The sequence below is a fragment of the Solibacillus cecembensis genome (genome assembly GCF_050272495.1).
Classification (GTDB): domain Bacteria; phylum Bacillota; class Bacilli; order Bacillales_A; family Planococcaceae; genus Solibacillus; species Solibacillus cecembensis.
The window spans coordinates 1-19,260 of sequence record NZ_JBNNMF010000040.1 but is presented as its reverse complement, the minus strand read 5'-3'; the positions used below and the strand labels follow the sequence as shown (position 1 = coordinate 19,260).

21 protein-coding genes are annotated in these 19,260 nt (G+C 33.9%); 9 read left to right on the top strand and 12 right to left on the bottom strand.

Going from position 1 to position 19,260, the window contains the following annotated elements; all coding sequences use genetic code 11:
• Positions 1-375: 375 nt before the first annotated feature.
• From ACQKIH_RS21395 to ACQKIH_RS21385, 3 genes are all read left to right on the top strand, one after another.
• Positions 376-654 carry a hypothetical protein gene (locus tag ACQKIH_RS21395; protein WP_057988835.1) on the top strand — a complete coding sequence of 93 codons (279 nt, stop codon included), beginning with the start codon at positions 376-378 and terminating at the stop codon, positions 652-654.
• Positions 655-778: 124 nt separating this feature from the next.
• Complete coding sequence (locus ACQKIH_RS21390; protein ID WP_057988836.1) at positions 779-1,066, top strand: hypothetical protein; 288 nt, start codon at positions 779-781, stop codon at positions 1,064-1,066.
• Between the two features lie 677 nt (positions 1,067-1,743).
• Positions 1,744-2,358, top strand: coding sequence for a hypothetical protein (locus ACQKIH_RS21385; protein ID WP_427768798.1), 615 nt, complete (start codon positions 1,744-1,746; stop codon positions 2,356-2,358).
• A 246-nt stretch (positions 2,359-2,604) separates the two neighbouring features.
• On the opposite strand, the gene ACQKIH_RS21380 is transcribed toward ACQKIH_RS21385, so the two are convergent.
• Positions 2,605-3,630: a hypothetical protein gene (locus ACQKIH_RS21380; protein ID WP_427768797.1), complete on the bottom strand. Its 1,026-nt coding sequence runs from the start codon at positions 3,628-3,630 to the stop codon at positions 2,605-2,607.
• 27 nt (positions 3,631-3,657) lie between these two features.
• Entirely contained in the window at positions 3,658-4,410 is a 753-nt protein-coding gene (locus ACQKIH_RS21375; RefSeq protein ID WP_427768795.1) for a MerR family transcriptional regulator, read from the bottom strand.
• A gap of 633 nt (positions 4,411-5,043) precedes the next feature.
• Between ACQKIH_RS21375 and ACQKIH_RS21370 the strand changes: the two genes are divergently transcribed.
• The 3 genes from ACQKIH_RS21370 to ACQKIH_RS21360 all read left to right on the top strand — a co-directional run bounded on the left by ACQKIH_RS21370 (position 5,044) and on the right by ACQKIH_RS21360 (position 6,616).
• Positions 5,044-5,259, top strand: coding sequence for a hypothetical protein (locus tag ACQKIH_RS21370; RefSeq protein ID WP_427768793.1), 216 nt, complete (start codon positions 5,044-5,046; stop codon positions 5,257-5,259).
• A 220-nt stretch (positions 5,260-5,479) separates the two neighbouring features.
• On the top strand, positions 5,480-5,917 hold the full coding sequence (locus ACQKIH_RS21365; RefSeq protein WP_427768792.1) for a DUF4279 domain-containing protein: 438 nt from the start codon (positions 5,480-5,482) through the stop codon (positions 5,915-5,917).
• Between the two features lie 198 nt (positions 5,918-6,115).
• Positions 6,116-6,616 carry a DUF4275 family protein gene (locus ACQKIH_RS21360; RefSeq protein WP_427768791.1) on the top strand — a complete coding sequence of 167 codons (501 nt, stop codon included), beginning with the start codon at positions 6,116-6,118 and terminating at the stop codon, positions 6,614-6,616.
• 510 nt (positions 6,617-7,126) lie between these two features.
• Here ACQKIH_RS21360 and ACQKIH_RS21355 read toward each other — a convergent pair.
• Both ACQKIH_RS21355 and ACQKIH_RS21350 read right to left on the bottom strand, forming a co-directional pair.
• Entirely contained in the window at positions 7,127-7,483 is a 357-nt protein-coding gene (locus ACQKIH_RS21355; RefSeq protein ID WP_427768790.1) for a YhjD family protein, read from the bottom strand.
• Entirely contained in the window at positions 7,483-7,704 is a 222-nt protein-coding gene (locus ACQKIH_RS21350) for a transcriptional regulator (RefSeq protein ID WP_427768789.1), read from the bottom strand. The genes ACQKIH_RS21355 and ACQKIH_RS21350 overlap by 1 nt, the downstream gene beginning before the upstream one ends.
• Positions 7,705-7,866: 162 nt before the next feature.
• Here ACQKIH_RS21350 and ACQKIH_RS21345 point away from each other — a divergent pair, with 162 nt between their 5' ends.
• Positions 7,867-8,319, top strand: a complete 453-nt coding sequence (locus ACQKIH_RS21345; protein ID WP_427768788.1) for a helix-turn-helix transcriptional regulator — start codon at positions 7,867-7,869, stop codon at positions 8,317-8,319.
• Positions 8,320-8,341: 22 nt separating this feature from the next.
• Positions 8,342-8,866, top strand: coding sequence for a hypothetical protein (locus tag ACQKIH_RS21340; protein WP_427768786.1), 525 nt, complete (start codon positions 8,342-8,344; stop codon positions 8,864-8,866).
• A gap of 90 nt (positions 8,867-8,956) precedes the next feature.
• On the opposite strand, the gene ACQKIH_RS21335 is transcribed toward ACQKIH_RS21340, so the two are convergent.
• The gene (locus tag ACQKIH_RS21335) at positions 8,957-9,172 is read right to left on the bottom strand and encodes a DUF3955 domain-containing protein (RefSeq protein WP_427768784.1); all 216 of its coding nucleotides are present in this window, start codon (positions 9,170-9,172) and stop codon (positions 8,957-8,959) included.
• Between the two features lie 298 nt (positions 9,173-9,470).
• On the opposite strand from ACQKIH_RS21335, the gene ACQKIH_RS21330 reads away from it, so the two are divergent.
• Complete coding sequence (locus ACQKIH_RS21330) at positions 9,471-10,154, top strand: tyrosine-type recombinase/integrase (RefSeq protein ID WP_427768782.1); 684 nt, start codon at positions 9,471-9,473, stop codon at positions 10,152-10,154.
• A gap of 84 nt (positions 10,155-10,238) precedes the next feature.
• Here the strand turns inward: ACQKIH_RS21330 and ACQKIH_RS21325 are convergent, their stop codons facing one another.
• The 7 genes from ACQKIH_RS21325 to ACQKIH_RS21295 all read right to left on the bottom strand — a co-directional run bounded on the left by ACQKIH_RS21325 (position 10,239) and on the right by ACQKIH_RS21295 (position 18,733).
• On the bottom strand, positions 10,239-11,588 hold the full coding sequence (locus ACQKIH_RS21325) for a TrkH family potassium uptake protein (RefSeq protein ID WP_057988601.1): 1,350 nt from the start codon (positions 11,586-11,588) through the stop codon (positions 10,239-10,241).
• Between the two features lie 174 nt (positions 11,589-11,762).
• Positions 11,763-12,524, bottom strand: coding sequence for a TerC family protein (locus ACQKIH_RS21320; protein ID WP_057988602.1), 762 nt, complete (start codon positions 12,522-12,524; stop codon positions 11,763-11,765).
• A gap of 340 nt (positions 12,525-12,864) precedes the next feature.
• On the bottom strand, positions 12,865-13,950 hold the full coding sequence (locus ACQKIH_RS21315; protein WP_427768779.1) for an SDR family oxidoreductase: 1,086 nt from the start codon (positions 13,948-13,950) through the stop codon (positions 12,865-12,867).
• Between the two features lie 26 nt (positions 13,951-13,976).
• On the bottom strand, positions 13,977-17,018 hold the full coding sequence (locus ACQKIH_RS21310) for an efflux RND transporter permease subunit (RefSeq protein ID WP_427768777.1): 3,042 nt from the start codon (positions 17,016-17,018) through the stop codon (positions 13,977-13,979).
• A 654-nt stretch (positions 17,019-17,672) separates the two neighbouring features.
• Entirely contained in the window at positions 17,673-17,954 is a 282-nt protein-coding gene (locus tag ACQKIH_RS21305; RefSeq protein ID WP_427768775.1) for a hypothetical protein, read from the bottom strand.
• Positions 17,955-17,964: 10 nt separating this feature from the next.
• A complete protein-coding gene (locus tag ACQKIH_RS21300; RefSeq protein WP_427768773.1) occupies positions 17,965-18,354 on the bottom strand; it encodes an SHOCT-like domain-containing protein in 390 nt (129 codons plus the stop codon).
• 13 nt (positions 18,355-18,367) lie between these two features.
• Positions 18,368-18,733, bottom strand: a complete 366-nt coding sequence (locus ACQKIH_RS21295) for a DUF2089 domain-containing protein (RefSeq protein WP_427768771.1) — start codon at positions 18,731-18,733, stop codon at positions 18,368-18,370.
• Between the last annotated feature and the right edge of the window lie 527 nt (positions 18,734-19,260).

Sequence of the window (19,260 nt, the reverse complement as noted above, 5' to 3'; positions counted from 1 at the left end):
TGTCTGGTGAAAATAATTTTTTTGACATGAAAAAACTCCCCATTTGATAAACAGATTTTATTTTTTAATCTGTCTACCTAATGGGGAGCATATCAGGTTGTGGAAGGCTATTTTTTAATTTGCATATGATCTAATTTGATATTTAACACCTTTTACCTCTGCACCCTTCATTTCCGTTAATTTTATTAGAAGTGAGATGATTTAAATTGGATATTTATGTCAATATGACTATAAAGATTGTGAAGATATGTACTTAAACTAACGAAGCAGGTTAGTTTAAGTATTTGTTTAATTTTTGTTCAACAATCGGGCCATTTATCGGAGGAACAATTTGGGATGAGGTTATTTTAGACTTAAAAATTAAGGGGGTCAATAATGGAAATTGTCATAGGTTACTTAATTACTTTGTTAGGTGTTGTTATTGCTTATCTACTAAGTGTAGGTAAGTCGAAAAAAAGAAAATATATGGTTTGGGGCATTGCTCTTATGTTGCCAATCTCACCTGCTTTAGCTTTTTCATTAGGATTAACTTACGCTGCAATTATTAGAGATAATTGGTCAGCATTGATCATGGTGTTTATTTGCCCCATTATTTTTATAATAGGTCTTATTATGTTGTTGGTTGGTATCATTAAGAAAGAAGAAGCAAAATAACTTTAGTAGATTAATCAATCGGGAGCAATTGTTTAGTCAGCTTCTCTTTCTTATTGAACTAAAGTAGCAGTTTAGTTTAATAATGGCAATATTTGTGAAGAAACTTGGAAATGAGGTGGATTCAATGGAGAATGTTAAATGGATAAATGGTAGCCATAAAGAGGATAACCGTATTTTTGATTCGGAGTTTGAAGTGGAAGAATGGGCGGAAGCATTATATCCAGATTTTGTTGCCTATTTAAGTGAAATAAATAATGTAGGATATGCAACACCTGACGAAAAGGTAATTAAATATTTAGCATCTCTTTTCCCTCAATGGGCTGATTATATCAATTTGCAAATCGGCGTCTGTACAGGAAAAACAGAAATAAATGGTCAAATCATCTATAAAATATGGACAGTGAAATTATAATTATTTTTCACTAACGGGGCAGTTTAGTTTAAGTAAGAAGGAGTAGAAGGTTATTTTAAATTGATATACCAAAATAAAATTCATAGTGAGGAAAATTTGTAATAAAGGAGATATGTTTATGAAACCATTTATGTTACGTCTTAAATTCGGTTGGCTACCTAACAAATTAGAGTATCGCAGAACCTATACGCTAGTATTTAAAGGCGAAACATACGAACGTTATACTTTCAAGCTAACAAGAATAGTAAGTATGTAAGATTAGTAAATAAAAATAAAGACATTGTTATTAGAAAAAGAGAATTAAAGAGATATTTCAAAGACTGCTGTTTACAATTTCTAGCTACACAATATGAGTAAATTGATAAATAAGGTAATCCTCTACTTATTACGAATATCCAAGAATTAGTGAAGAATCATACTTGAAATTACAGAGACTTGAAATTACAGAGACGTTAATTCAAGATCGTTGAGTTACATAGGCAGTTCTTTTTCTTTATTGAACTAACGCAGCAGGTTAGTTCAATAAAGAAAAAGGAATTGTAAATATTAAAAACAAGTGTATACACAATATATGTTAATATAGTTATTGATTTCATAAATATGGATAAATAGTTTTGTTGAGGTCGTTTATGGGAATATTAAAAATTTATGGAATATTAAATTTGAGGTGAAGAGAATTGAAATATACGAATGAACAGCTACAAACGATGATTGCACGCGAGCCAATTGGAGACATATATCCATATAACACAAAGGATGAAGACCTAATCGATGAATATATACAAAATCTGTATGATACGTTCAATCGTTCAAAAATCATCAAATGTGAAACGGATGATCACGGAAGTGGCTATGCTTCCTATGTCGATTTCTTTTGTTATAAAAGAGATGGAGGTAGTGTACTGGAGGAAAAATATATTGAAGAGTATCTGTGCACAGAAATTCATTTGGAAGGTCTTGCTATCTATATAAGTCGATTAGCACCTGTAGCTATTATTGCGAAAGATGCTCGATGGAAGAAAATTATAAATACCGATAAGGAACAGGATGAATATTTTAGTGCGAAGTGCTATATTTGTCCGGATGAAGTAATCACCGAATCTCCAGATTTTATGGTAGAAGAGTTTCTAGAAATCATAACAAAATTAGGTAATGCAGGTTATAGTATTTTAGATAAAGAGTATATATCTAAACCACTCTCGTTTGAAACTAAAATTCCAACCATCTTAACAATTCCAGAACTGAATGGAATCTATAAAGTGTTCGATGGTATTTTTTATTGGGAGGACTAACTTGAGGCTTGATTTTGTTAGTTATTCCTTCTTCAACTAACGGGGGCTTTACTTGAAGATCATTGAGTTGCATAATGCAGCTCTTTTTTCTTTATTAAACTAACGGGGCAGTTTAGTTGAATAAGAACCACTAAAAAACGATCAAACTTTTTTAACTGTAGCTTTGGATTAAAGTTTGATCATTTTCTACACGATGTTGTTCATCAGTTATACCCATATACAGAAATCGAGAATAACAGCCTAAGCTTACTCACTTGGAATGTGATCTATTATCAAATTTATTCGATTAATAATTTCATTTGGTTCATCACATCTGAAAATGACAGCTTTAACATACTTTTTTCTTCCATAAGAACCTTTCATTAAAACTCGTTCTTTTAAAAAGAGTTCATACTGTGGAGAGTCCATATTTAACAATGAATAGTAAGTTTCTTTAGGTATTTTATCCCCAAATCCAACTTGTTTAGCATTTTTTATACTTTCTATATTACTAATATCCAATTCGATACTACTCTGATAGCCAAGGCGTATAATGAGCTTATCCTGATTGATAACATGTGGTAAAAGTCTTGTAGAATTATAAAGTCCCACCATATAAAATAAGGCGTAGATATTCAATACTGTAAAGATCCATGCAGCAATGTCACTCCATAATTGAATAAGCAAATGAAATAACACTGCTTCTATTGCAATAAGAATTGAAAATACGATTACTATTGTCTTTATCTGTGAAGTCTTATGATAAGTAAAAACCCCATTCTCCGTTATGTATGGTTTTTTGAACCAAACTAATATTCCATAGTAGAAAACACTAATTTCTGTTAGGACTGCTTCTAACAAAAAACCATTTCCTAATTTTGGCTCAAGTGATATTTTTGTTACTTCAAGAAAGTTATAACTCTCATCTGAATTAATTTTTTTATAACGGACAATGCTTTTAACTATACTATATGCAACAAAAATAATGACAGCGATTTCCACTACAGGTATGAGCCACACCAATATTTGGTTTAAAAAATCTTTTTGGGAAGGAGGAATAATAAAATAGGAAGCCCCTAAACATAAAATAAATGATAAATATGCTAATAATTTTGGCAAAGATCTAGGTCGTATTAATAACAAATAAATACTCAGTGGGCATAAAATAATTAAAACCAGGGTCATTACTATTACGACCAAGTTACTAACATTATTCAAACGCAATATAAAATAGCTACTTATAATTGTTACAGAAAGTACCGCAAGTAAAATTGATAATTGCAACCGTTTCATATTTATTCCCCCTTCAGTCCTCTGTTTTTACATATTATTTTCCTCATTTAATATTCTTGCCGCCTCCCCAATATAATCTTGAAATCCTTTTGACATAAATGAAATATTGTATAATGAACTCTCCTCTATTTCCAGCTTTTCTACTTCTTTTTGATACTTTGGTTCTATAATTTTGCTTAGAATCTTATCTAGTTGTGTAATTAAACGCTGAACTTCAAAAGTGTGTGGAGACGCTCCATTTTCATAAAATACTTGTAATTTATTTATTATAGTGAATAGGTCACGTTCAGTTTTCAGCTTTTCCTCTTTCGGCATATGTTGCATGAATGCTTGTTCAACAATTGGCTCGGAAAGTTGAGTTGATAGCCACTGTTTCTGATTTTTTTCGTTTTGAATCGAATGAATGATGAGTAGCAGCAGATCGCTCTCAACCTTTTCAGCTTGAATAATTTGTTCTACTCTCGAAATCGTACCAATGATATAATCAATTTCGTCTCTCTTTTTCTTGAGTAATTCTTTCTGTTTATATAATGTATCATGTAAACTATTTGTTGAATTTTTAGATAGGTGTTCAATTATCTCCTTCAAAGAAAAGCCTAAGTATTTGAGTGTTAAGATTTTTTGCATTTTAAATATGTCTTCATTACTGTAGAGTCTATGTCCATTTTTTGTATAGCTTGTTGGAGTTAGTACTCCTTTTCGATCATAGTAATGAAGGGTTCGTTCTGTGACACCAGTCAATTTTGCAAAGTTTTTTACTGTATACATTTTTTCATTCAACTATATTCACGCCCCTTACTCATTACTAAATTTTACAGCATGACGTTAGGTCATGGTCAAGCTTATATTTTGAATTCTTTATCGAAGGTATAAATCTTTCGCAAATTCATTGATTAATTCAATCTAAGATGGCACCGGTTCGCTTATTTTCTTTGTAAGTGAACGGATGTTAATTATTCAGATTTCCGAACAACTTTATTATTTTTTAAACATTTTTAGAGTGATTATATAAAAACCAAATTAGTTTGTGAAGGAATGTACTTAAACTAACGGGGGCTTTAGTACAACAAGCATTTCAAAAACATACCCAACGACACTTTGGGAAGGTTTGTTAAGGGAATTGAAAAAGTAAATAAAGTTTATTTGCATAAAGGAGTATAATTTATGGACTTTTTAGCCAGAAGATTTTTCGGTAACACTATCACTTTTTGGATAATATTCGTTTTATTGGGTCCAATTGGATTTTATTTAGTTTTTATGAAACATGATTCCAAAGGATTTTATTTTTTATTTTTAATGTGTGGTTTATCGTTTCTTTTTGAATGGATAATATTTAAAAAGAAAAATAACGTTCTCAAATAAGACTTTGGTGACTCTACGAGGAAAGCTTTCAAAAAAATGGAGGTACATATTTTGAAAAATAATAAATTTATTATTTCTTTTACGTTAGCATTTACAGGTATCTTATTTACAGGTTCTTTACTAGTGGCTTCTGCTAGTTATTTTAATAATAAAGAAATTGAAACATTAACATCACAGTGCTATCAAAACAAAGGTGAACCAACTTTAGAAATTAATAATAAACTTACAAACAACTATTCTTTTGAATGTAATAAGAGTCAAATTTAATTAACTTCATACAGAGTCATACAATAAAACGTTCCAAAATGAAAGTTAGGTAACAAAACCTCGTAAGGGGACTATTTCTTGTTCAACTAACGGGGGCTTTAGCAGAACAAGGTTGCCTTTAGGGTAGCAGTTTCTTTTTTAACTAACGGTGCAGTTTAGTTGAATAAGAATTGAATGTATTTCGATGTTCGGTTAGTTAATCTAAGGGCAGGAGGTTTATATGGACAAGACATCACTATATGCATATATTCAATTTAGTGGAAATGATGATTTCCCATTAGATGTCGTTACAGAAAGACTAGGCGTGCAACCTACAAAAACTTGGAAAGTAGGAGAACGAGTAAAACCTAACCATCCAATAAATCAGTTATTACGGTCATATACTGGTTGGCGTTTTGAAATAGAAACTAAAGAGTCACTAGATACAGAGGATGTATTACTTCCGCTTTTAGAAGTGTTCCAATCAAAGACAGAAACGATTAATCAATTAAAAGAAGAACTTATTTTAGATGTACGTCTAGAGTTAGTTATACAGATTTACAATGGATATACTCCAGGATTAGTGATTTATCCTGAATTTAGTAAGTTCGCTGCAGAAATAAATGCTTTTTTAGACATCGATATGTATGTGTTTTCTTTTAATGAACCAGATGAATAACTGGGCTATTATGAACCACATGTTCACACTATTAAGATTACTTAGGATGTCAATTCTTATTCAACTAGCGGGGGCTTTAGTGCAACAAGGATCTCAAATGGTCCCCAAACGATGGTTTGGGAATGTTTGTAATTTAATTGACTAGCAGTTATGTTAAAGATGTATTAATAAATCTAGCATTGGTTATTGGAGGTAAAGATGATTAGAGATAAAATCAATAAAATATTAAATAGTTTACCAGAAGAAGAATTAGAAAATGTTTATTGTTCAATAGTAATGATACAAAAGGATTACGAATTCAAACAACACTTACACCAAAAAGGTGTACAAATCTCGGAAATCTATGATGCAGATGAAATTATTGATTTGTGGGACAAGACATTTGCAAAAAATATTAATGCACAATTAAAGAAAGAAATACATTACGAACAATTTAAATGGCATATTTTCAGTTATAAGAAGCAAGAATGTTTAGAAGAAGATGTTGCAAGAAAAGCGTTTGATAATTTATCTAAAGACAAATTTTATGTAATGTATCAAGGCTTTCCAATTATATTTCTTTATACAAATGCTAATGAAGTGGTGTCAAAGGATTTTGATTCTCAACAAGACATATACATTTTTGATAAAAACTTCACTTGGACATATGTTCATACGCACGAGTCAATGTGTGGTCCATATTTTTATAAGGTAATATGAAATTAAGCACCATATCGAAGTGGGATTATTTTTTATCTTGAGCATTAATAAAAAAGCACCCAAAAACCGCTTTGGTAACTATTAAAGGGATATACTGACCTCTTCTAGAAATATTAATTTATAAACTTCGGAGGTATAAATTATGAAAAATAAAAATAAGCAAGCTCTTATGTGGGCGTTAATTGCGATTGTATTATTTTCGATTGGAATTATACGCATAATCTAAATACACTTATATACAATACCATACTTAAGAACGTTCCCAAATAAAAGTTTGGGAATCGCCCATCATGCCACGGATGTTGTTAAATCAACGTTTCTGTGGCTTTTTGGTTGCACATTGTTTTTACGATGTTTTATGCACTTTCTTCAAAAGTCAGTTATAGCAATATCTTAGTGTTATTCGGGACACAGCTGCACGATCGACTTTAATGAATAAAATCATGTATATTTCTTAACATTGTAAATCCGCATAAATCTGACGCTATCTCTATAAATAAAGTAACATATTCAATTGCTTGTTAAACTCAAAAGCATATTTTCAACATGCGTCTTAATTGCCCGATTAGCGTAACGGATGGTTATATCTTCACCAACTGTCGCTACAATCACATCACTGAAATTCTCGTCAATATTAACCCACTTTACAACGCGAAGTTTATCTTTAGCTAGGAGACGTTTTTGGTATAAATAATCATTACGTACACTTTTTATCAAGTTATCTAAAAAAGGTAAATAGATTACTTTCACTTTCATTTTCATTTTCTCGGATTGCTCCATTTTCGTAAAATCTGATTGCAAGGATTGAACAGCTAAATCTAACACTAAATATTCATGGACAATTTGGCGTTGCTCAATACTTAACATCAGACCACCCATCCTTCTTTGTGTGCTACTGGTGCAATAGCTAGGACATTATCGAAAATAAAAGTACGCTTTGCCTGTTTGGTAAAACAGTAAGCCTGAAACTTATCTCCAGCCATTTTAATGATTTTAATACGTCGTTTTGTTACGGCACCATCGTTGGCTATATACATCATGTCTAACAATTGATTACGCTGCATTGCTTTTATTAATTGTTCTTGCATTATCCGCACCCCTTGATAAGAACGTTCGTTTGTATCTATAATAGAACAAACGTTTCTGTTTTGATAAGTTTTTTGTTAAATAAACAAATAATTTTTACACCTTTATTGACGTAAACTCTCTTACGGTGTAATATTACACAATAAGAGAGTGGGGGATATAATATGGATAAAAAGAAATTTATAGATTCAATTAATAATAAATTAAAGCTCATCCGCATCGAAAATAATTATTCGCAAGAAAAAATGTCTGAAATTGTTGGTATATCAAAGAAAACACTTATAGAAATCGAAAAAGGTAGAAGTTCCCTCACTTGGGCAGGTGCAGTTTGTATTGCCACACTTTTTGAACATAGTGAAATCATTCAGATGACGTTTGGTGGGGATGTTAATGAAGTCATTAAGACGGTTGCATTTACTCACTACGAACCAAGCCTTCCAAAGACTCTAGGAGGGAAAGTATGGTGGCGACAATTTAGAGAGTTCAACGGTTATAAAATACAACAAAATATTCTTTCTCATCATTATAGAATCCTGGATGAAGAGGATCGCAAAATATGTTCTTCATTCGAATTAGATGAAATTGAATTAAGATTTAAAGAAATAACAAACAATTAACAATGAAGGGAATTAAATTATTATGAAAAAAACAATCATTACGTCATTAGCTATTCTTATATCTATAGGAGGATTAACAACTGTTCTAGCAAGTACAAAAACGGGAATCTCACAAGATGAGCTAGCGCATTCTAAAACAGTCAACCCAGATATTTCAAGCTCTGAAACTGAAACCTATCAAAATGAGCTAACGTATTTTAAAACAATTAATCCAAATATTTCAAGATCACAAGTGGAGTCACTGATGAAACTAAGAGAACAAGTGGATGGAATTTCTAAACAATTAGAAAGATTAGAACTAGAATATGGGATTCTTGTTGATAACACAAAAGATCCAAATAAAGAACCGAAAAATCCTGAAGAATTAACAGTAGAGCAACTTAACAAACTCTCTCAGGCATATGAAAAGTTTTGGAATGGAGAGCTGGAGTTTTTAGAGGCATCATATAAAGCTGGAATTACGAACGAAAATGATTATAAAATAGATAAGGAAAGTTTCGAAGATGCAAGAGATAATAATTACTATAAAGAACTATTAAATAAATAGCCTTAAAAAAAGACCAAGACGGCAATTAAGCTATCTTGGTCCTTTTAGGTTAATTTATTGTGATAGTTGGTAACCTGTTATGCAAAATTTCTATTTTGAAACTTGTGTTTTCTTAAACATTGAAATCAGCGCCACACCAGCTAATGACACAATCCCTAAGAAAAATAATAAAAATCCAATTGGAAGCAAAAAGAAAGGCTCTTCTAAACGGCCATCTACAGCTACATTACCTCCAATGAAAACCTTCGCAATAATACAGATTACTCCTAAAAGAATTGGTGTCGATGCAATTACATATTTTTTCATTATATATTATCCTCCATTTAATTATTATTTTTTATTCCTAATTCAGTTCTAACATAGATGCAAAACAGTAAACCAAATAATTCTTAAATCACATTTATCAATTTTAATCAGATTGATAATTCTTTTTGTTTCGTAAAGTACCTCCTTAACTAATAATGCTAGAATAACTAAAAATACATCTTAAGTCAATTGATTTTTATCGATAATCAATAAATATTTACTGTAAATCACGCTCTATATAAATACAATTTTAAATGTTATTAGTTTTTTCTTTTTACAAAAAACAGTTCGGCCAACGATGATTAAACAAAAAAAGCCCGCCACTACTGCATTTTGCTCCGTTTCCATAAAAAAAGACGAGTCTAATGATAAAATTATTTTTTTAACTTTGGATGAAACGCTTAAGTTGCTAGAGGTTATGGAATCCCAAATTATTTTCAAAAAGGCAATGGTTAACCTATTAGTGAACACAGGAATTAGAAGTGGTGAGCTTTTAGGGTTATTGTGGCATGATATTAACTTCGAGGAAAAGACATTAACAATAGCTCGCCAACGTACTCGTGATGGATTAGGTCCACCAAAAACAGCATCATCTTACCGAACAATAATGATAGATGATGATTTACTTGCCCTTTTGCTTGAATTTAAAAACTGGCAAGAGAAAAATGAAGAAGAAATAGAAGATTATATAAAATCGGATTATGTAATGGTCGATGAGACAGGAAAGGAATTTTATCATACAAAACCACAAGATATGATGAAAAACTTTTTGCGCTATGCTGGAATACCTGAAAGGAAGTCGACTCATTTATTAAGACATACTCACGCTGTCCTCCAGTTAGAAGCTGGGGTCGACATCAAAACGGTGAGCACTAGATTAGGTCACAAGGATATAAACATTACAGCAAATACTTATTTGCACGTAACACCAAATCATGAACAAAAATCACTCGAAAAATTTATTAACTACCTCAAAAAATAGAGCTTAGGGGTCTGAAAGGGGTCAAATGACTTCTTAACCCCTACAAAACCCTTATAAACACTGATATAAAGCCACTCTTTTTATTTACCCAATAATGACACGCTCTTTCGGATAATGATAATTTTTCTTGTTTGCTTTTCCTCCGAGAGAATATAAGAATGAAATTAATCCTACACGCCCGATGAACATCAGCGCCATAATGATGACTTTACCAAATGTTGATAAATCCCCTGTAATACCTAGTGACATCCCACAAGTCCCGAATGCGGATGTAATTTCGAAAATAATTTCAGTCATTGTTGCATGCTTCTCGGTAATGAGTAACAGCATCGTGGCACCAAGCACCATAAATATCGCAAAAATTAATACCGCAAAAGAGCGGGAAACATCGATTAAATGAATTTCACGTTTAAAAATTTGAATAGTAGCATGTCCCCGTGAATAAGAAATTAAAAATAGGATGACAATCGCAAATGTCGTCGTCCGTATTCCTCCACCTACCGAACTTGGGGAAGCTCCGATAAACATCAAAACGCTCATAAACAAGTCTGTTGCCTCACTGAATGTTCTTACATCATAAGTCGTTAAGCCGGCTGAACGAGTCGACACGGAATGATACATCGCAGAAAAGAGCGCCTCATGCCATACCATACCTTTAAACGATTGAAAGGACTCTATAATGAATATTACGACTGTCCCAACAACGAATAATGCTGCATATGTAACGGTCGTAATTTTTGTAAATAAACTAAAGCGAAATGCAGGGTCCTTTTTCAATAAAAACGTTTTGACCTCGATTAATACAGGGAAACCAATCGCGCCTAAAAAGATTAAAATCATCGTCACAAATTGCACAAAATAATCGAGATGGAATGGTTGAAGGCTCATCCCAGTAATATCAAATCCTCCGTTTGTCGTAGCGGAAATTGAGGCAAAAACCCCATTAATGATCGCTTCTTCCCACGTATCAAAATAATGTTTAAAATGCACGGACAATATGATGGCACCGACTACTTCAATGAGTAGCAAAAGTTTCGCAATTTGTTTTATTAAACCAACTACCCCAGATAGATTATATTGATTGTGGTCAATCATAATTAATTGGCGCTCACGCATCCCAATTTTTTTCCCAACAAGCAGCCAAATAAACGTACCAATCGACATAATACCAATTGCTCCAAATTGTAAAATTAGCAGGATCATCGCCAATCCAAGATGACTATACGTTTCCGCAACAGTTACGGTAGTTAACCCCGTTACACTTACGGCACTAACTGCCGTAAATAAACTATCCAAATAGGAAACGTCTACCCCTTCTAAATGCACACCTGGAATACGCAACAGTAAAAATGAAATAAAAATAGCAATAGAGTAATATGTAAGCAATATTTGGAAAGGCGTAATTTTACGCGAAACGAGCTGTCTTAAAGGCATGAAAATAGCCTCCTTTTCAATTGAACCTTTTTTCTTAGTATAATGAATTCTTACCATAAAGAAAAGAACTTACCTTATCAGTATGGGGTTTGTACTAAAATATATGCTTGTCTAGAAAATATGAAAAAAGGGCGAAAATGTTGCATTCACAACATCATCGCCCTTTATAAAACTTTAGTTATTTTGCTGTTTGCCTTTAGCGATACTAACAACATATCCGCCAATTGCTAAGCCCAGTAATACGACCCAGAAAATAATTTTCCAAGTGGTAGAGTGCGGGAAGCTTGGATCGATAATTGCTAATTTTTCGTGACCTAAAGCCATTACCGCTAACTTAACCCCTACCCAACCAACGATTAAGAATGCTGTTGTTTCAAGTGCAGGATAGTCATTTAATAATTTCACAAACATTTGTGCAGCAAAACGCATAATGACAAGTCCGATGAAACCACCTAGGAACATAACAGCAAACGGACCTGCGTTAATCCCACCAATTTCCATATCACCAATATGTGGTAACGTTATCGCGATAGCTACTGCCGCTAGCATAGAGTCAATTGCAAATGCGATATCCGCAAGTTCTACTTTTAAAACCGTCATCCAGAAGCCAGAACCTTTTTTCTCTTTACCTTCTTCAGCAGGTTCCTCTTTCTTAAAGTGATTATCATATAGATGTTTGATCGATATGAACAGTAAGTAAGCTGCTCCTAGCGCTTGAATTTGCCAATACTTTGCTAAAAAAGTAATTAAGAATAAGGCAATAAAGCGGAATAAGAACGCTCCAAATAATCCGTAAAATAGTGCCTTTTTTTGCTGTTCTTTTGGTAAATGCTTTACCATGACAGCCATAACAACTGCATTATCAGCAGCTAATAAACCTTCTAAAAATACAAGTACAAGTAAGACCCATGCGTATTCTAATAAAATTGCTTCCATGAGAGTTGTCCCCCTTTTATTTTCGTTTTACCTTTATTATAGGTAATTCCTATGATTTAATTGAAAAAATTATCCATTTTAGGCAAAAACAAAAGACCTCTGCCTAATTAAATAGGCAAAGGTCTTGCTAAGCACATTTATGCTATCACACCCGATGGCTCCTAACCATGTATTGACGAATGTGAAATAAGGTCATTGTAATGATAGAAAATGCTTTGATTCGTCATATTTCTATCCAATTTCCAAATAGCTACTCCCCTTTGACAACAAGTCAACGGATATTCAATTCAATTATAATAACAGTTTAACGATAATTCCCCAAAAAATCAACCAATAATTATCAGTCCATTTTCACATAATAACTTTGTAGATGTTTATTTTCCTCATAAAATTTGATGAGCACAGGCAATGTTTGCATCACATCACAACAAGCTATTTCAGATGATGCAATTAATTTGTCAAAATCCTTTGTATCAAATTTCCCTTCATAATCTAAGTAATCGACCGTTTGTGATTTTACATGAATAAGCTTGCGAATAGTCGATTGTTCCAAAATAGCTTTGGCGATCCCTAAAGGAAATGAGCAAAATGTTTTTTTACCCGTCATTTCCTTCACAATTTCTTGATAAATTTGTGCCGCAGTATATGATTGACTACCAGTAATATGAAGCGTCTCGCCAGCCGCTTCTGGTAACTGACATAAGCGTACACTCGCCTCCGCAACATAATCAACCGCAACCATCTGAAGTAACGTATGTTTACTCCCTAATTGAGGTATAACCAATTTTCCTTTAAAATATTCTACTGCATTTAATAAATAATAAATGCCATCAAACTTTTGTGTAACGCCTGTTTTAGAATGCCCATAAATAATACTAGGGCGAATAATCGTGATTGGCAGCTCTAATTTTAAATCATCTACTAATAATTCCGCCTCAAATTTCGTTTCTTCATAGTAATTATGAAATGCTGTTGGGCGAATAAGTTCCATTTCCAAAATTGTCCCTTTACGTTTACCTGCAATACATGCTGAACTAAAATACATGTAACGTTCCAAGTTTTTCAAACAACTTGCGAACTCATTCACATTCGCCGTACCATGCACATTAACTTTCCAACCTTCTTCTCGCGATACTGCAAAATCATATATCGCTGCTAAGTGCCAAACAACGTTAATTTTTGGGATAATAACGGCCAATTCTTCATCAGCTAACCCTAAATTGGGGAGCGTTATATCGCCTTCAAATAGGATAATTTCGCAACCTTCAAATTGCCCCTCGATGAATGTTCTCTTCGACTTTGCCTTTGCTAAATCCGATGGTAGAACGACTGCATAAACTTGCTTTGTCAGCCCTTCTTTAAAAAGTTGCTGCATTATTTCTGTTGCAACGAAGCCAGGAAAACCTGTAAAAAAGTGAATTCCCATTTCTTTTTCCCCCTGTTTGGAACAGTTCAGTTCTCTTTTTCGATTAGGCTATAAATAATTGGGACAATAAATAATGTTAAAATGGTCGAGCTTAGCAAACCGCCAATTACGACAATCGCCATTGGTTCGTTCATCTCCGTCCCTTCCCCAATGCCTAGCGCTAATGGTATTAAGCCAAGTATTGTCGTCAATGCCGTCATCAAAATAGGACGAATTCGGTCTTGTGTGCCTTCAATTATTGCCTCTTGAAGTGCCACCCCTTGCTGACGTTTTTGATTAATATAATCGACTAACACAATCCCATTATTGACAACAATACCAACCAATATTAAAACACCAATAATCGCCGTAACACCAAGTAAAGTATTCGTCACGAGTAATGCACCCGCTACCCCAATGACCATAAGCGGCACACTGAATATCATGACAAATGGAAGTTTAAATGACTCAAATTGCGCTGCCATAACGAGATACACAAGAATAACGGATAATACAATCGCGAGTATCATATCCTGCTTCGCACTATCAAATAGTTCACGATCACCACTGTTAACTATTTTGGTCGCACTAGGTATTTCTACGCGCGCAATGGCATCATCTACTTTTTTTGAAATCCCACTTAATGATTCGGATGATTGGTATTTCACAAAAAAGGCGACTGCCGCTGCTTGATCAGAGCGTCTGATGGCAGTTTGCGCTGGCTTAATTTGAATACTTGCCAGCTGCTGCAATTCCACAAAAACCCCTGCATTTGTTCGCAGCTTCATTTTTTTCAACGCCTCGACATTTTCGTTAAAGGCACGACCAAATCCAGTATAAACCGCTAAAATCTCCCCATCTTCGGCAATCATTTGCGTTGTGAACATTCCTCGTGTCATATTATTAACGGTTTGTGTAATTTGTGCTGGCAAAATACCGTATTGTTGGGCCATATTTCGATTTATTTCGATTTGAATCTCTTCTTTTGTCGCATCTAGATCGGTCATTACTTCCGTGACAGTAGCAATTTCCCCTATTTCCTTTTGAATCGCTTGTACCGTTTCTGTTAAACGTTTTTCATCCGTATCCGTCGCACGAAACGTTAATGTATGCGGTGTCGAACCAGAGGAGGATGCTAAAGAATACGTTACTTCTGCACGCTCACCAATTTGTTGATTGACCTCTGCCTCCAGCTGCTCTACAAATTCAAAGACGGATTGTTCACGCTCTGCTATTGGTACTAATTTAATTGAAATTTCACTTTCATTTACGCTCGTTGTCCCCCGTGAAATCGATTGCTGATTCCCTCCGATTAAACTCACGAAAACATCAACGACATTTTCTTCACGCAGCAGTGTTTCAATTTCCGACACGATTGCTTCACTTGCTTGCATGGACGCGCTTTTTGGCAATTTTACCGACATCGTGACGAAACCTTCATCTGTCGCGGGGATAAATTCCGTCCCTGTTTTGTATAATGAAAAGCCTGAAGCCCCTAATAAAATAACTGTTATCGTCATCACAACAAGACGATGTTGTAACGCCCATTGCAGCGTTTTTGCAAATTGTCGATAGAAGGGAGATTGCTTACGTTTTTCTACTAAATTCCCTGTTTTGGCAGTTAATAATCGACTCGCAAACATTGGCACAACCGTTAAAGCAACGACTAATGAAGCAAATAAACTAAATGAAATCGTTAAGGCAAATTCAGTGAAAATCTTTCCAATGAGTCCACTTATAAAAATAACTGGAACGAATACGGCCACCGTTGTTAATGTGGAGGCGGTAATCGCTAATGCGACCTCCTTTGTTCCTTTAGAAGCAGCGTCTTTTGGTGATTGTCCTAGCTCGATATGACGTTCTATATTTTCGATAACGACAATCGCATTATCCACCAACATCCCAATACCGAGCGCTAATGCACCGAGCGTCATAATGTTCAATGAAAAATCCGCGAAATACATTAATACAAATGTCACAATAACCGCATATGGTATGGCTACCCCTATAATGAGCGGGCTTCGAATACCGCGCAAAAAGAAAAATAAAACAAGCATTGCAAAAATCCCACCAAAAATGAGCGATGTGCCAATATTATTTATTGCAAGGCGCACATAGTTCCCTTGGTCGAATAGGATTGTCGCTTCTACACCTTCATACTCTGTTTTTTTTAACAATGCCGCTAATTCTTGTTGAAATACTTCTGATACACTCGCCGTATTGGCTCCTGATTCCTGTAAAACCGACATCAAAACAGCTGGATGGTCATTCGCCCGTGTAATCGTATTCGTTTTTTGTTCTTTTCGCTCGACTATTGCCACATCACTTACTTTCAAGGCATCTCCTGTCAAAGGGTTGACTGAAATGATTAAGTCCGCAATTTGTTGTGGTGAAGTAAAAGTACTAATTACGCGCGTTGTCAGTAATTGTCCTTCATTCGTCGAAATTTCTGCTCCTGGCATCGAAATATTGCTCGCTTGAATAATTTGAACTAAATCCGCTTGCGTTAAATTATTGGCTTCAAGTTTACTTGGATCCGCTTCTATTTGGATTTCCTCCACAAGCTTTCCAGATACTGAAACACTTGCAACCCCTTCTGTACGCTTCAATTCTTGTTCTAACAATTCTGCAATTTCTCTTACGTCCACTTGTTCATTTTTAGCAGAAAGTGCAAGCTGAATAACCGGAAATTGAGCCGGATCAAATTTTAAAAAGCTCGGTTTTCCTGCATCTTGAGGCAAAGGTACCATATCGATACGCTGCAAAATATCCGTTTGCGCCTTGTCCATATTGGTCGACCAATTGAACTCTAATATAATGAGATTGGAGCTTTCTAATGATGTAGACTGTACCTTTTTTATACCTGGTAACGTCGCTAAAACGGCTTCTAATGGCTTCGTAACCTTTTCATTCACCTCAGCCGGACTTGCCCCAGGATAATTCGTGACAACGACGCCAATTGGTGGATTCAAGTCAGGTATTAATGTTACTGGAATTTTGAAAAATGATACCGCTCCAAGCAATATCACGAATATCATCGAAACAATCGTAAATACAGGTCTTTTTATCGAAAAATCACTAATTTTCATGAATGAATAACTCCTTCTATACTTGCTCATCTTCTCTATAATTCGAGTTTTGTTATATATTTCCCTTTTTTGTCGAAAAATATCTCCTATTCATTTGTAGAATTGTGTCATATTAATGATTGTTGGCTTGGATTTTTAAATTATTCAGGATTTCTATAGAAGAAGAGCTTTTTAGAAGAAATCTAATAAAGGAGGAAGATGGTGAGGGAGAAGTAATGTAAACACATAATTTTTATTATGTAAACTACAGGAAGTTGGTGTGGAATGAAGTACATCGGAATTTTTTTAGCGGCAGGAAAATCGGCAAATAAATAAGGGGATTTGGCTAATAAAACGTGGTTTGGCTAGTTACTGCATCAATTCGGCTAGTTTTCGATGGATTTTGGCGAGTAATGCTTGAAAAGTGGCTAGTTTTAACGAATTAATGGCCAGTTTACGGAAAAGTTTGGCTAGTAACAGCGGGAAAATGGGAAATCCATTAAAGAATTCGCCCCCTCCCACGCAAGCGGCTCACTAAATCCAAAAAGTTTTAGATGCAAAACTTAAATAGATGAGTCGTACAGATTAGTGCGTGCATTGCTGGGCGGCTCATGCACAAACACGCACTTTAATAGAAATCTTACTGCTAATGGATTATTTTTTCGATAGATGTTCTTATATTCTAACCTTAACCTCAGTACCGTCCTTCGCTTTAACATCTACTAGCACGATTCCCTTATGTTTTTTTAACTCTTTGACGAGAGGCTTTAGCATTTCTTTATCTATTAGTGGAAATGTAAAGTCCAATTTTTTTCTTTCGAAGTGTTCTTTTGTCCATTTATTTACATTTCGTTGCAAAAACTTTGAAGTTGCAATTGAAATCGCAATGTTTAACACAGCATACGGAACAGGGATGATAAATCGAATGCCTTTTGCTTTCACTTTTACATGTATCATAAGCAAATCACTATTCAATAATGACTGAAACGATATCACCGTTTGCCGACTTAATATCAACAATTTGGCCATCTAATTCGTTTTCAATCGCTTCAATAATAAGGTTTATGTCTATATCTTTAACGTATTTTTCCGATTGAGGAATACTCGCCGCGATACTGTGTCCAGCCATTAGTACAACCTTGACAAGTTTTATAGGTACATTCACTTTGACGTTATCATTGTCGGTTGATTCCACTCGGATTTTTAATGTTTTATCTAAATATTTCGTTGATTTTTCAACAAGTTTATCAGTTGTTCCTACTTTCTCTTGTAATACTTGAATCAATTCTGCTCCTTGATCTGCATCAATCTTACCTTCTTGAACCATTGTTAACACTCTTGCAATTTCCTCTTTCATGATAAATTCCTCCCTATTCCTCTTTTAAGAGCTTAATGGCTTCTTCTGGTGTGATTTCGCCATTTTCCAACATGTTAACTACTTTTTTCTCGTCTACTTCATTTTTCTTCTTCTGTACATATCCAAGGAATGAAATGATGTCTGTTAGCTTGCCACGAACCGTTGGATATGAAATTCCGAGTTCCTTCTCAACTTCTTTGATATTCCCTCGACATGTTAAAAATACTTCTACAAAATGAAGTTGATCCTTTGATAAGGATGCTAACTTAGATAATTCAAATTCATTTTCAATCGTAGTATGACAATGAGAGCACTGTAACTTTGTAATTTTCAATGTTTTACTGCAAACAGGACAATCTGTGATTACTTGATAAGCCACAATGACACCCCTTTCTTTTAGTTAATCTGATTATACAACAATCAAAAAGAAATAAATAATAAAATGAATAATTTTAATGTAATAAATTAATAAAATTAATTTATTTGTTAATATTATTAATATATAAACTTAATTATTCATGCAAGAATTTTATTTACCATAATAAATTCGATTTAAATTATTCCTACCTGGTGCAGTACAATTTGTCTTTACATCAAAATTGATTCTTACAAAAACTTTCACGTATTTCCTAACCAGGTCCAATTCATCAGGCCGTATTTATTTTTAGTGGGCAAATCCTAATAAAATCTTTTTTTCAATCGTTCAAAAGCGCATTTGTCAAAATGGATATACTACTTAAATATAAATATGTGACAAATAGCTACTAAAGTCCTTAATTGACGCTTATTTAAAAATATGTTGTATATCAAAAGGTTCTTACGCTCATTTAGTGAAAAATAGTGGCTATTTGTGGTCCATTTTAAAATTGCTTTTTTGGTATAATATCACCCCTTAAAAAGCACGCG